This is a genomic window from Streptosporangium sp. NPDC006930 (assembly GCF_040635605.1).
Taxonomy (GTDB): domain Bacteria; phylum Actinomycetota; class Actinomycetes; order Streptosporangiales; family Streptosporangiaceae; genus Streptosporangium.
This window is the reverse complement of record NZ_JBEYID010000026.1, coordinates 1-13,250: the sequence shown is the minus strand read 5'-3', so window position 1 is coordinate 13,250 and position 13,250 is coordinate 1. Positions and strand designations below refer to the sequence as shown.

Here is a 13,250-nt window from a genome sequence, read left to right as displayed (position 1 = left end):
AGGCTTCAAGATCATCCCGTTGCCCTTTGACGCGTATCTCGGTCACACCCCGTAGCGGCCCCGCCCACCTCCGGGCCTGACGTCCACGCCGTCACCGTCCGCCTTTCACCGAGATCCGGCGGATCGAACGCGGGGTCCCTGTCCACGCGCGACCGAATCGGCTTCAGGCGCTCAGCACCTTGCGGAGCAGTTCGGCGAACTCGGTGGGGTACGTACTGAGTCCCGTGTGCCCGCCGGGGAAGTGAACGAGTTCCGTGCCGGACCGTTCGGCCAGGAAGGCGGCGGGACGGTAGGGCAGTTCGCCACGTGAGTCTGCTCCGCCCGCGAGCACGAGCCGGTCCGACAGGGCCGCCAGGCGATCCACATCCGGGGTGTAGGCCATGAAACCCGGCACGATGCGTCCGAGAAAGTAGGGCATGTTCGCCATCGTCCGTCCAGCTCGCGCGGCCGCCTGCGGTGGCAGCTCGACGGCCTTCTCGGCGGCGACGGGCTTCTCGTCGTCCGGCCGCCGCAGGCCCGCCGCGAACTCGGCCACCGCGGGCATCAACCCGTCTCGGCGGAAGGTCTCCTGGACGCGAGCGAGCAGTGCGCGGTGCTCGGCGGCGTCCGGCAGCACCTCCACCACCGGCGGCTCGTGTGCCACCACACGTTCGATCCGCTCGCAGTGGGCGCAGAGCAGGTGCAGCGCGACGATCGCCCCCGAACTGCAGCCGACCACGCGAACGGGTGCGTCCGGAGACAGCAGATCCAGCAGCCGGAACGCGTCGTCGGCATGCCGGGCGACCTGCTGAACGGCCTGTGGGTCGTCCAGCGGGCTGCGGGACAGGCCGCGTGGGTCGTAGGAGACGACCGTGTAATCGCCTGCCAGCTCGTCGGCGATGCCGTCGTAGGAGGCCGCGTCGCCGGCGCCGCCGGGGATCAGCAGCAGGAGCGGGCCGCTTCCACGCACCTCGTAGTGCAAGGTGGCACCGTCCACGCGCAGTCGTCCGATGGTCGGGGTGGTCAACAGGAGTCTCCTTCGCCGGGTGAGGGCCAGCGCTCCAGGAGCGCGTGCAGGGCGTCCAGGCAGCGGGCCCAGGAGCTCTCCGCCGGGCGCGTGTGCGCGAATCCGCCGGCGGCCTCGAGGCTGACGAAGCCGTGGAGCGTGCTGCGCACCAGCCGGACCGCGTCGGTCAGGTCGGGCTCGTCCAGCGCGTAGGCGCGCAGCATGCTGTAGGTCAGTTCGACCGCGCGCCGCGGTCCGGGCGCTCGGACCGCGAGCTCGGGATCGATCTGTATCGGGATCCGCGTCGCCGCGTACCGGCCCGGGTGGTCATGGGCGTACGCCCGCCAGGCGTTCGCGAACGCCACCAGCGCGTCCCTGCCGGCCCGCCCGGCGGTGGCCTCGGCGATACCGATGGTCTTCTCGTCCGCCGCCAGCAGCGCGATCCGCCCGCGCAGGTCCTCCAGACCGCGCACGTGCACATACAGGCTCGCGTCCTTCACCCCGAGCCGCCGCGCCACCGCCGACATGGTCACGTGGTCGAGCCCGACCTCGTCCGCCAGCTCGGCGCCCGCGAGCGTCACCCGGCCCGCCGTCAACCCGGCCCGAGCCATGCATCCATCCCCATTGTCTTATGGTCCATAGGCCTAACCTAACATCCCTAGGATAATCCTTGGGGATAAAGGTGGGCGGATATGTCGTAAGGGCCATGCCCTCGCCGACCCCGTAACCGGCGAGGGCATGGGCCGTATTGCCTTCCTGTCGCCCGCCCCGCGCTATGCGCGACCCTCCGACCGACACCACTCGTGCCGCCTCCGGCACTGCCGGAGGCGGCGAGGGCGCGTCACGCGACAGCGGTTCCCTCAAGCTCGACCATCAGACCGGGGATCGCCAGCCGCGTCACCCCGAGCATCGTGGTGGTCGGCGCCACCCCGATGACGCCCAGCCGTGACGCCAGCGCGCCGTAGTGCTCGAAGAGCCGATCGACGTCGGTGGTGTAGACGTTGAGCCGGACGAGGTTGGCGAGGGACATGCCGGCCTCGGCGAGCACGGCCTCCAGGTTGTCGAGGCTCAGCACCAACTGCGCCGCCATGTCATCGGCGTGCTGGGGCTTGCCGTCGCCGCTCATCGCGGTCTGCCCGGAGCAGTACAGGGTCCGGGTGTGCCCGGAGACGATCTCGCCCTGGTTGTATCCCAGCTCCGTCGACCACGCCCACGGGTTGACCGCCGTTCGCTCCATTGCCACATCGACTCCATTCGATTCGTTGACATCACGTACGTCGACCGGCTCGTAGCCGCCTTCTTCGACGTTGTGGTGATAAGCCTCCCGACAAATCACGACATCCTGTGTCGTGTATTTCTGTAGGGTTTTCGCATGCGCGCCGACCGGCTGGTCTCGCTGGTGCTCCTGCTGCGGCAGCACGGCCGGCTGTCCGCGGCCGCGCTCGCCCGCGAGCTGGAGGTGTCCACCCGCACCGTGCTGCGCGACATCGAGGCACTGTCCGCGGCCGGCGTTCCGGTCTACGCGGAACGCGGCCGGCACGGCGGTTTCGCGTTGTTGCCCGGCTTCAGGACCGAACTCACCGGACTGACCCCCGATGAGGCCCTCGCCCTTCTGATCGCCGGATCACGGCGCGGCGCGCAGACATTCGGCCTCGGCTCGGCGCTCGCTTCGGCGATGCTCAAGGTGGTCGACGCGCTGCCGGAAAGCTATCGGGACACCGCGGCCGGCGCGGCCGAGCGATTGCTCATCGACCCGGAGACCGACCTCCTCTCACGCCGGCTGGTCGCCGAGGAGGCGCCCGACACCGTGGTGGCCGAAGTTCTGCGCGCGGTGCTCTCCGGACACAGGCTGCGCATCCACTACGCGGCCGTGGATCAGACCCCGGGATGGCGCACGGTGGACCCGATCGGCCTGGTCACCGTACGCGATCGGGGCTACTTACTGGCCACCAGGTCCGGCGCGGACCGCACCTACCGGCTGTCTCGGATCTTGGCCGCCGAGGAGCTCCCCGAACCCGCACAGCGACCGGACCGCGTCGATCTGGACCGGGCCTGGCAGGAACGCAGCACGCGGTTTCGGGCCGGTGGCGACCAGGTCACCGTACTGGTACGGGTGGATCCCGCGCGGCGGGAGGATCTGGTCGACACCGCGCTGGCCGTCCTCGCCGAAGAGGCCGATTCGGACGGCCGGCTGCGGATGGAGGTGACCTTCCAGGATCCGAGACACGCCGAATGGGCGCTGTGGCAGCTCAGCACGAACGCGGAGGCCCTGGGCCCGCAGTGGTTGCGCGACTCCCTGCGCAACCGCGCCACCGCGATCGCCACCCGCTACGGAGTATCCCCCTGAGAGTCGTCGCCGTCCGAGGGCCACCGCCCACGTGATCCGGACCACTCCATGCGGGAAGCGCCGAACGATATGTGCGGCGCCGCCTTGCGCGGACAGCCGTTGCCGCAGAGGAAGGCGCAGGCGCTACGGGCAGATGGGCCGCCCGCTGCCGGAGCACGTCTCGGATACCGAGAACATGCTTGACGAGCGGAGCGGCAGTCGTCTTTCGAGTTCACGGTCGCGCCTACTTCGGCAAGGTGAGGATCTCGGCTCCGTTGCCGGTGATGGCGATCGTGTGCTCACTGTGTGCTGTCCGGCAGCCTGTCGCGCTCCTGAGCGTCCAGCCGTCGGCGTCGGTGACGAGTTCGGCGGTGTCGGCCATGACCCATGGTTCGAGCGCGAGCATCAGCCCGGGGCGCAGCCGGTATCCCCGGCCGGGCCGTCCGGTGTTTGAGATGTGCGGGTCCTGGTGCATCGTCGATCCGATGCCGTGACCTCCGAACTCGGTGTTGATCGGATACCCCGCCTCGCTGAGGACCGAGCCGATGGCGTGGGAGATGTCGCCGATGCGCGCTCCGGGCCCGGCAGCCGCGATACCCGCGTTCAACGCGCGTTCGGTCGCGCTGATCATCGCGACGCTCTCCGGGGGATTCGAGCCGCCCACGATGAAGCTGATGGCGGAGTCTGCGGCGACTCCGTTTTTGGAGACGGCGAGGTCGAGCGAGAGCAGGTCGCCGTCGGCAAGGGTGTAGTCGTACGGCAGCCCGTGGAGCACGGCGTCGTTGACGGACGTGCAGATGTAGTGGCCGAACGGCCCACGTCCGAAGGAGGGCTCGTAATCGACGTAGCAGGACAGTGCTCCGGCCTCAACGATCATGTCCTGGGTCCATTGATCGATGTCCAGGAGATTCGTACCCACCGTGCTGCGGCTCTTCAGCGTCTGCAGGATGTGAGCGACCAGGGCGCCGGTCTCCTTCGCGCGGGCCAGGTCCGGGGGGTTCAGGATCTCGATCATGCGATGCCCTTCTCATGCAACCAATAACTATCCCGGCCATATTATCCCGACGCTAGGATCTGCGCGGGCTTCGGATCTTCAACGGGTTGAGGGCTTCGACCCCACGGGACGGCCCCGCGTAGACGAGGACCACGCGGAGATCTCGCCGAAGCGGAAGAGGCCTCTCTGACCCGGTCGACGTACCGCTCAGCCGCGTTGCGCCACTCGGAGAGAACCGGTTCACGGCTGACCGGATGGCCGTCCCAGGCGCCGCGCGGCAAATCCCTCCGCTCTCCAACTCGCACAGGCCCTAGAATCGAAGCCATGGTCAGGTTGCCGCTCACACCCGCGGAGGTCGAGCGCGGACAGCGCCTCGGCGCCCTGTTGCGTCGCGCCAGGGGAGAGCGCTCGATGCTCGACACCGCACTGGATGCAGGCGTGTCGCCGGAGACCCTCCGGAAGATCGAGTCAGGCCGCGTGGCGACTCCCGCCTTCCCCACCATCGCAGCGATCGCCGATGTTCTCGATCTTTCCCTCGACGCGGTATGGGCCGAGATCAACCAGCCTGACGAGGTCGAACCCACGAGATCGGGTCGCAACGCACGCGAACGATTGGCCTCGTGAGTCCCGATCCCGCAGCCCCGTTCTCGACTCGATCAAGCGTCGTGGCGCGCCTGCTCGCCGATGGGCGCAGCCCGGTGTCACCCTCGTCAAGGAGATCTCATGGACCGGCTTGATGGACCACGCACGCTGGCGGCGACCGCCGAGGTGGGCGCTCTCTATCAGGCGTGCTACAGCGCGCCACCGTGGTCGGAGACCCCCGAGCAACTCGCCGCCCACGACGACAAGCTGGCCGACGCCACCGGCCATCCAGGATTCAGCGCGCTGACCATCCGTGATCATGATCGGCTGCTGGGCGTCTGCTATGGCTGGCCCACCCCTGAGGACCTGTCCGGCAACAGCCTCTACGGTGGCATCATCGAGGCGTTCGGCGCGGTCAGGGCGGCTGCACTGACCCAGGATGCGTTCGAGGTGGTCAAGCTTTTCGTCCACCCCGATGCTCAAGGTCAAGGCATCGGACGCCGTCTGCTGCGGGCCGCGGTGGCCGACTGGCCGAGAGCCTGGCTGATCACCTCCCCGCAAACGCCCGCGGCCCGGCTGTACCGCGCCCTGGGCTGGCAGGAAGAAGGTCCGCTACCCGCCGGTCTCTACCCCCGGCTGCGGCTGTCGGTCTTCACCTTCTCCCAGCCCAGGTGATTCTGCCGCTGACTCCCGCAGGCCCGCGCCACCTTGGAGCACACCGTGCCGATCGGGCATCCGGTCAATGCGCCACGCCGCCCCACGAAAGGGGGCGATCACGGCGTGCGTGACCTCTTGCCATCGAGGACTCCCAGGCCCAACGTCGTGCCGTAATGTGCGGCAAATTCGTCGATACCGCCGGGAACCAGACACGCGATGCCACCGACTACCTGAGGGTGGGCGATCGATCGCCCTCTTGTCGACGGTTATCACCTGCCCGGAGTGTTCGTGTTCAGATCGCGCCTCTTCACCATCCTCGTCGCCTCGATCATGCTGATCGGTGCGTGCGCTTCCGATCCCTCCGATGTCGACGAGAAAGCCCTCGCCGCCCCTGTGTTGCGCATCGGCCTGAGCGAGGAGTCCGGCGCCCTGGACCCACACGCCTTCACCGGTAACTTCCTGCTCCTCGACGCGATCTACGAGCCGCTTGTCACCTACACCGAGGGCGGCAAGCTGGCACCGGGGCTCGCGGAGTCGTGGACCGTCGCCGAGGACGGCCGGCAGGTCACCTTCGACCTGCGTGACGGCGTCCGCTTCACCGACGGGACCCCGCTCGACTCCGCCGCCGTCAAGTGGAACCTCGACCGGTGGGTGGGCAACAAGAAGTTCACCTTCTTCCGGGCCTCGCAGGTCATCTCCGCCGTGGACACCCCCGACTCCGACACCGTCCGGCTGATGCTGTCGGAACCGTACGAGCCGCTGCTGCAGGAGATGTCGATCGTGCGGCCGGTGCGGCTGCTCAGCCCGAAGTCCGCCCCCGGTGGCGAGTTCACGACCCCCGTCGGCACCGGACCGTGGAAACTGGTGTCGAACTCCGCCACCGGCGCGACACTGGCCCGCAACGACGACCACTGGGCGACCAGGCCAAAGCTGGAGCGGCTCGAGTTCAAGGTCATCCCCGATTCCCAGGCGCGCGTCGACGCGCTCGCCAACGGCGAGATCGACCTCATCGGCGGCTCCTACCTGGCCCCGATCACACCACTGGAGGCCAAATCCCTGAGCGAGCGCGGCGACGTCACCCTGCTCACCGGCGCCTCAGACGTCTCGATCATGCTCGGGTTCAACCCCGACGGCCCGGCCGGTGACCGGGCCGTCCGCGAGGCGGTGCGTCAGGCCATCGACACCACCTCCCTGGTCGGCGCGCTGTTCCAGGGCTATGGCGAGCCGGCACGGCGGGTGTTCCCGCCGAACGTGCCCGACTCGGGCACCGACCTGCCGCCTTACTTCGACCAGGCGGGCGCCCGCGCCACGCTGGACGCCGCCGGGTACGCGCTTGAGGGCGACAGCCGGGTCAAGAACGGCGAGAAGCTCTCCCTCAAGCTGCTCCTCCCGGCCAAACCGGCCGCGGGCCAACTCGACCCCCGCACGATGGCCGAGGCGATCGCCGGCTCCCTCAAGGCGGTCGGCATCACCGTCGAGATCTCCCCGGTCGACGCCGCCGCGTACTACGACGAGCGGGCGGAGGGCACCTACGACCTGACCTTCTTCGAAGGACTCGGCGCGCCGTACGATCCCTCCAGTTCGATCGTGTCCCTGTTCACCTCCGGAGCGCGCGCCCCCCTCTGGGCGACCCCGGCCACCGAGAAGGCGGTCGACAAGGCGCTGTTCGCCCGCGACCCCGCCGCCCGCACCGCGGCCTACCAGGAGCTCTACGACGCGGTCGCCGCCGACGCCGGTTTCGTGCCGCTGGCCTACCGGCCACGGATGTGGGCCGTCCGCTCCGCGGTGAAGGGCTTCACGATGCCCCCCACCGACGTCGACCTGGAACTCACCGGGGTCACCGTCGGATGAGGTCGCACGGCCGGATCGCCACCGCGGGCGGTTACCTCCTGCGGTGGGCCGTCGACGTCTTCGGCGTGCTGCTGGCGATGTCGCTCGGCGTCTTCGCGCTGGTCCTGCTCGCACGCGGTGACCCCGCGGCGATGCTCGCGGCGACCCGGGCCGGTCGGCCGGCCACGCCCGAGCAGATCGAGGCCGTCCGCGTCGAGCTCGGCCTCGACGATCCCGCTGCGGTGCGGTACCTGAGGTGGCTGGCCGACGTGTGCACCGGCGACTTCGGATTGTCGTTGCGGACGAACACGCCCGTCGGCCCCGAGGTCGCCGACCGGCTGGGCGTCACGCTGGGGCTGGTGGTCGGCTCCACCGTGGTCGCCCTCGTGATCGGGGTGAGCGTCGGCGTCGCAGGGGCGGTGCTCCAGCGTGGCCTGCTGCGCGGGACCCTGCGGATCGCGGCGCTGCTCGTCACCTCGGTGCCGGCGTTCTGGCTGAGCTACCTCCTGGTGTTGGTCCTGGCCCTGCGTCTGCGCGTGGTTCCGACGTCGGGGATGGCGGGTTTCTCGACGTGGGTGATGCCGATGGCGGTGCTCGGGCTGCCGGTCGCCGGTGTGCTCAGCCGGGTGGTGGCCGTCACGCTGCGCGAGGCCCTGGACCGGCCGTACGTGCGCGCGGCGCAGGCCAGAGGGAGCGGACCGCTGTCGATCGTGCTGCGAGACGGCCTGCCCAACGCCGCCGGGCCGATCCTGTCGGTCGCCGGATTCGGCATCGGGAGCCTCCTGGTGGGCGCCGTCGTGGTGGAGCAGATCTTCGGCTGGCCCGGTATCGGGGCCTACTTCGTGCACGCGGCCGGGGCCAGGGACGTTCCGGCGCTGCAGGCCGGCACGCTCGTCATGGGAGGCGGCTTCATCCTGGCCAACCGCTGCGCCGATGTCCTGCAGGGGCTCATCGACCCCCGTTCCCGGCGAGGCCGTTCCACTCTCTCGGGGAAGAGCCCTTCCGGGCGGGGATCGCCGCTTCGGGACCGGTTCGGCGGACTCACCGCCCGGTCGCGACGGGGGACGACGTGACCGGCCACCGGGGCGGCAGGGCGTGGACGCGTACGGCACTGGTCGCGACGCCCCTGATCCTCTTCGCGGTCGTAGGGGTGCTGGCGCCGGTCATCGCCCCGGCCGATCCCACCACGGGCGACCTGACGGCGGGGCTGATGCCGCCGTCGCCGGAGCACCTGCTCGGCACCGATCAAATCGGCCGTGACCAGCTCAGCCGGATGCTCTACGGCGCGCGGATCTCCCTCACGGTCACCGCGGCCGTGCTGGCGATCGCGCTGACGGCCGGCACCGCCATCGGCGCCCTCGCCGGTTACCTGGGCGGATGGGTCGACCGGCTCGTCTCCCGGGTGATCGACGTGGTCGTCTCGCTACCCGGGATGCTGGTGGCGCTCGCGGTGATCGGCGTACGGGGACCCGGGGTGGAGAACCTCGTCCTCGCGCTCTCGCTGTGGTCGTGGGCACCGTACGCCCGGATCGCGCGTGCCCGCGTCGCCGGCATGCGAAGCAGCCCTCATCTGGACGCCCTGCGCCTGCTGGGCGCGGGGCGCGGCCGCATCATCGGCCGGCACCTGCTGCCCCCGGCGCTCGCGCCCTGCCTGGTCTACGCCAGCACGGATGTCGGCATGATCGTCCTCAGTGTCGCCACGCTGAGTTTCCTCGGCCTGGGTGTCGCCCCGCCGCACGCCGAGTGGGGCCAGATGCTCATCGAGGGGCGGCCGTTCCTGGACTCGGCGTGGTGGTTGGCCTACCCGCCCGGCATCGCCATCACGGCCGTGGTGTTCGCCGCCAACCTGCTCGGTGAGCGACTGGCGGCCGGTGAGGAACGACCGTCGATCCTGCGTCTGGTCCGTCCACGGTGGGGTCGCCCGGCGCAGGCCCCGCCCGCCCACGCGGCTGCGACCACGACGGAACCCGTGGCGTCCGCCCCGCCGGAGGCGGCGCAGGATTCTCCCGAGCACGACGCGGTACTGCGCGTGCGGGACCTGTCCGTCTCCTACCCGGACGGTGGCGGGCGCCGTCGCGTCGTCGCCGGGATGTCCTACGAGGTGCGGCGCGGGCGGATCCTCGCCCTCGTCGGCGAGAGCGGAAGCGGCAAGACCACGGCCGCGCTCGCCCCGTTCGGCCTGCTGGACCCGAACGCGGCGGTCACCGGCTCGGCGGTGCTGGGCACCGGTGCCGGCGCCCGTCAGCTGGTAGACCTCTCCCCGGGTGAACGACGCCGGATCAACGGGCCCCGGGTGGGCGTCGTCTTCCAGGACAGCGCCTCCGTACTCAACCCGTTGCGGACGATCGGCGCGCACGTCGACGAGGCGGTCCGCAACGCGGGCCGGGGCGGCAGGCGCGCCGCGACCCGGCGGGTCACCGAGGAACTGTTGCGCCTGGCCGGCCTGGCGGATCCCGCGAAGGTCGCCCGCGAGTTTCCCCACCGGCTCTCCGGTGGGATGCGCCAGCGGGCGCAGATCGCCATCGCCCTCGCGGGCGAGCCGGAGCTGCTCGTCGCCGACGAACCCACCTCGGCCCTCGACGTGACCGTGCAGGCGCAGTTGCTCGCGCTGCTGGCGCGTCTGCGTGACGAACTGGACATGGCCATGGTCATCGTCAGCCATGACCTGGCGGTCGTGTCGCGCCTGGCCGACAGCGTGGCCGTCGTGTACGGCGGCCGGATCGTGGAGTCGGGCCCGCTCGCCACGGTGATCACCGATCCCGACCACCCCTACACGCGTGGCCTGCTGGACGCCGTACCGCGGCCCGGGGCGGTACCGGGCACCCGGTTTCGCACCATGCCCGGCCGGGCGGGTGTCGGCCCGGACGAGACCGAGGGATGTGGGTTCGCGTCCCGGTGCCCGCTCGTGGCGGCGGCCTGCGTGTCCGGACCACCGGCCCTGGAGGCCCCGATCCTGGACGCGCCGCCCCGCGTCGACGCACACCGGTCGGCCTGCCTGCGCCACCCCAGCCGCCCCGCGGAGGCGGGGGAGAGGAGCGCCGGCCCGTGTTAGAGATCGTTGGGGTGAGCGCGGGCTACGGTGGCGGGGGCCGCGGCCGGGACGTCACGGCGGTGATCGAGGACGTCACGCTGCGCGTGGCGGCGGGTGAGATCGTCGGGCTGGTCGGCGAGTCGGGCTGCGGCAAGACGACGCTGGCGCGGGTCGTGACCGGGTTGCACCGGCCCAGCGCGGGAGTGGTGCGGGTCGCCGGGGCGGACGTGCACGCGATCCGTGGCCGGGCCCTGCGGGCACATCGGCGACAGGTGCAGATGGTGTTCCAGGACCCCTACCTCACGCTCAGCCCTCGGCAGACGGTACGCCAGGCCCTCGCCGAGCCGCTGCACATCCACCGGATCGGCGACACCCGGTCCCGGTCCACGCGGGTGGGTGAGCTGATGGACCTCGTCGGGCTCGACCCTCAGGTCGGCGATCGCCGTTCCGGGCAGCTTTCGGGAGGGCAGCAGCAACGCGTGGCGATCGCCCGGGCACTGGCTCTGGAGCCGCGCCTACTGATCTGCGACGAGCCGGTCACCGCGCTCGACGTGTCGGTCCAGGCGACGGTGCTCAACCTGCTGTGCGATCTGCGCGACCGGCTCGAGTTCGGCTGCCTGTTCATCACCCACGACCTCGCCGTCCTCTCCCAGCTCGCGGACCGCGTCGCCGTCATGCGGCATGGCCGGATCGTCGAGCAGGGCTCGACCGAGGACGTCACCACCCGCCCTCGCCACCCCTACACCCGCACCCTGCTCGCGGCCACTCCCACCATGGACATCGAGACCAAGACGGGGGCGGCGTGACACCCACCGACCGGGAGGCATCGGGCTCTCCCGTGCGATCCGGCGTCCGCTCGTTCACCGGCACACAGCTCGCCCTGTTCGGAAGCGGGTTCCTCGTCAATCTCATCAGCTTCTCCGTGTACCCCTACCTGGCGGTCCTGCTCCGCGACCGGATGGCCCTGGGCATGGATCAGGTGGGCCTCATCCTCGGGGTGGCGACGTTCGTGCAGTTCGCCGGAGGGGTGCCCGGCGCGGCCCTCGCCGAACGGATCGGGCTCCAGAGGAGCCTGGTGATCGCGATGGTCCTGCAGACCCTCGGGTCGCTGGGGTTCCTCGTCGGCGGCGCCTGGCCGACGGTGACGGTCGCCGCCCTGTTCCTGCGATCGGCGGCCACCGGGCTCTACTCACCCAGCGTCCGGGGTTACACCGTGCACGGTGCGAGCCCCGGCGACCGGCCGCGGCTGATGTCCGCGAGCTACGCCACGGGCAACGTCGGCATCGCGGTCGGGCCGGTGGTGGGGGCGCTGTTCATTCACGACCCGGGCGGGATGTTCGTCGCCGCCACGGTGCTGCACGCGGCGATGGCGATCGGGCACGCCCTCCTGCCGCGAGAGCGGCGGGACGACGGCGAGATGATCGAGCCACTGCGCCGGGCACTGGCCGGCCTCGCGGTCCTGCCGTTCGTCGTGACCGCTATGACCCTCTATCTGTACATGCACTTCTACCAGTTCCTGTCGTCCTACGCCGAGGGCAGGCTGCCCACCGTGTTCTACGGCGCAGCGATGATGGGCTACTCGCTGGTGCTGGCCGTACTGCAGCCGCTCCTCACGCGACGGGTCGAGCGGATGCGCTACACGCACGCGATGGCGGTCGGTTTCTGCTGCCTCGCCGTCGGCATGGTCGCGTTCACCGGCGGGAACGCGGTAACGGTCGCGGCCGGGATCCTCGTCATCGGCGTCGGCAACTCGGTGCTCTTCCTCAAGAACGTCCTTGAGATGCTCAACCGTACGAAGCGGTCACCGGCGGTCGTCTTCGGCCACCAGCGGCTGGCCGAAGGGGTCGGCGCGTCCTTGAGTGGCCTCGTCGGCGGGAGCCTCTACCAGCTGTTCGAGAGCGCGGGGTATCTTCCCGGGTTCTGGTCGGCCATCGCCGCCCAGTGCCTGCTCCTGCCAGTGATCGTGCTGCTCGCGTGCCGTCGGCTCGGGCGCCCCGTGTCCGAGCCTTCATGACGAACCCGGCGGACGTGGGCTGCACCTGACGGCCGATCGCGGGGTGGCCTCACTTCAACTCGTCGGCGCTCTCCTGTTCACGCTCCCGCGGACCGTCGCCTGAGTACGACCGGCGCAGCCCGTCCAGCAGGAGGGTGATGACCCCGTCGGCCTCGGCCCGCCAATCGGGGCGGTCGTGGGCCGCGCCGATGCCGTGCAGCGCCATCATGACGGCGCCGGCATTCACGTCGTCGCGGACGGCGCCGTCCCGCGCGGCGGCGGCCACCAGGTCGGTGACGGCCTGTTCCAGTGCCTTGCTGCCTTCGGCGAGTACGCCCGAACGGGTGGCCATGAGTGTGGCCAGCGTCCGGGCGAGGCCCTGGTGGGCATCTATGTGGTCGACCATGCCGCGTAGGAAGGTCGTCAATGCCTCCGCCGCGGGCAGCGTGGCCTGCAGCCGGCGGGCGCGGTCGCACAGCGCGGCGACCTCTCCGTGGTAGACCGCCTCGGCCAGTGCCTGCCGGGTGGGGAAGTGGCGGTACAGCGTGCCGGTGCCCACCCCGGCCAGGCGGGCGAAGTCATCGAAGCGCAGGTCGAAGAAGTCGCCGGCGTCGAAGACCTCCCGGGCCTTGGCGATCAGGGCCTCACGGTTGCGCCGGGCGTCGGCGCGCAGTGGCTTGTCGGCGGTCATGCGATACCTCGCGTTGACAAATGGAGATTACCTCCATATTTTGAAAGTGGAGATGATCTCCGATTCGATTGTATCCCACGAGGTGCAGCGTGAAGATCCTGATGTTCGGCCGAGGCGTGATCGCCACCATCTACGGCTGGGCCCTGGAACGGGCCGGTCAC

Annotated in this window: 13 protein-coding genes; 8 read left to right on the top strand and 5 right to left on the bottom strand. The window is 70.5% G+C overall.

The annotated features are described in order from the left end of the window. Nucleotides 1-163: 163 nt before the first annotated feature. The 3 genes from ABZ664_RS33240 to ABZ664_RS33230 form a co-directional block, all read right to left on the bottom strand. Nucleotides 164-1,006, bottom strand: a complete 843-nt coding sequence (locus ABZ664_RS33240) for an alpha/beta hydrolase (RefSeq protein ID WP_362518946.1) — start codon at nucleotides 1,004-1,006, stop codon at nucleotides 164-166. After that, the gene (locus ABZ664_RS33235) at nucleotides 1,003-1,596 is read right to left on the bottom strand and encodes a WHG domain-containing protein (protein ID WP_362518943.1); all 594 of its coding nucleotides are present in this window, start codon (nucleotides 1,594-1,596) and stop codon (nucleotides 1,003-1,005) included. Before ABZ664_RS33235 ends, ABZ664_RS33240 begins: the two co-directional genes overlap by 4 nt. A 230-nt stretch (nucleotides 1,597-1,826) precedes the next feature. Continuing rightward, nucleotides 1,827-2,222, bottom strand: a complete 396-nt coding sequence (locus ABZ664_RS33230) for a RidA family protein (RefSeq protein WP_362519251.1) — start codon at nucleotides 2,220-2,222, stop codon at nucleotides 1,827-1,829. Nucleotides 2,223-2,357: 135 nt separating this feature from the next. Here ABZ664_RS33230 and ABZ664_RS33225 point away from each other — a divergent pair, with 135 nt between their 5' ends. Beyond that, nucleotides 2,358-3,332 (top strand): WYL domain-containing protein, encoded by a 975-nt coding sequence (locus ABZ664_RS33225; protein WP_362518940.1) that lies wholly within the window; start codon nucleotides 2,358-2,360, stop codon nucleotides 3,330-3,332. 223 nt (nucleotides 3,333-3,555) lie between these two features. Here ABZ664_RS33225 and map read toward each other — a convergent pair whose 3' ends face one another. Continuing rightward, nucleotides 3,556-4,326 carry a type I methionyl aminopeptidase gene (map, locus tag ABZ664_RS33220; protein ID WP_362518936.1) on the bottom strand — a complete coding sequence of 257 codons (771 nt, stop codon included), beginning with the start codon at nucleotides 4,324-4,326 and terminating at the stop codon, nucleotides 3,556-3,558. A gap of 303 nt (nucleotides 4,327-4,629) precedes the next feature. On the opposite strand from map, the gene ABZ664_RS33215 reads away from it, so the two are divergent. The 7 genes from ABZ664_RS33215 to ABZ664_RS33185 all read left to right on the top strand — a co-directional run bounded on the left by ABZ664_RS33215 (nucleotide 4,630) and on the right by ABZ664_RS33185 (nucleotide 12,419). Further along, nucleotides 4,630-4,929, top strand: a complete 300-nt coding sequence (locus ABZ664_RS33215; protein ID WP_362518933.1) for a helix-turn-helix transcriptional regulator — start codon at nucleotides 4,630-4,632, stop codon at nucleotides 4,927-4,929. Between the two features lie 99 nt (nucleotides 4,930-5,028). Then, the gene (locus ABZ664_RS33210; protein ID WP_362518930.1) at nucleotides 5,029-5,562 is read left to right on the top strand and encodes a GNAT family N-acetyltransferase; all 534 of its coding nucleotides are present in this window, start codon (nucleotides 5,029-5,031) and stop codon (nucleotides 5,560-5,562) included. A gap of 270 nt (nucleotides 5,563-5,832) precedes the next feature. Then, nucleotides 5,833-7,395, top strand: a complete 1,563-nt coding sequence (locus ABZ664_RS33205; RefSeq protein ID WP_362518927.1) for an ABC transporter substrate-binding protein — start codon at nucleotides 5,833-5,835, stop codon at nucleotides 7,393-7,395. Beyond that, nucleotides 7,392-8,447, top strand: a complete 1,056-nt coding sequence (locus tag ABZ664_RS33200; protein ID WP_362518924.1) for an ABC transporter permease — start codon at nucleotides 7,392-7,394, stop codon at nucleotides 8,445-8,447. The genes ABZ664_RS33205 and ABZ664_RS33200 overlap by 4 nt, the downstream gene beginning before the upstream one ends. Then, nucleotides 8,444-10,426 carry a dipeptide/oligopeptide/nickel ABC transporter permease/ATP-binding protein gene (locus ABZ664_RS33195; RefSeq protein WP_362518921.1) on the top strand — a complete coding sequence of 661 codons (1,983 nt, stop codon included), beginning with the start codon at nucleotides 8,444-8,446 and terminating at the stop codon, nucleotides 10,424-10,426. Before ABZ664_RS33200 ends, ABZ664_RS33195 begins: the two co-directional genes overlap by 4 nt. Continuing rightward, nucleotides 10,420-11,211, top strand: coding sequence for an ATP-binding cassette domain-containing protein (locus ABZ664_RS33190; protein ID WP_362518918.1), 792 nt, complete (start codon nucleotides 10,420-10,422; stop codon nucleotides 11,209-11,211). Before ABZ664_RS33195 ends, ABZ664_RS33190 begins: the two co-directional genes overlap by 7 nt. Then, nucleotides 11,208-12,419, top strand: a complete 1,212-nt coding sequence (locus tag ABZ664_RS33185; RefSeq protein ID WP_362518915.1) for an MFS transporter — start codon at nucleotides 11,208-11,210, stop codon at nucleotides 12,417-12,419. Before ABZ664_RS33190 ends, ABZ664_RS33185 begins: the two co-directional genes overlap by 4 nt. A 49-nt stretch (nucleotides 12,420-12,468) precedes the next feature. Here ABZ664_RS33185 and ABZ664_RS33180 read toward each other — a convergent pair whose 3' ends face one another. Next, nucleotides 12,469-13,089, bottom strand: a complete 621-nt coding sequence (locus ABZ664_RS33180) for a TetR/AcrR family transcriptional regulator (RefSeq protein WP_362518912.1) — start codon at nucleotides 13,087-13,089, stop codon at nucleotides 12,469-12,471. Nucleotides 13,090-13,250 lie beyond the last annotated feature (161 nt).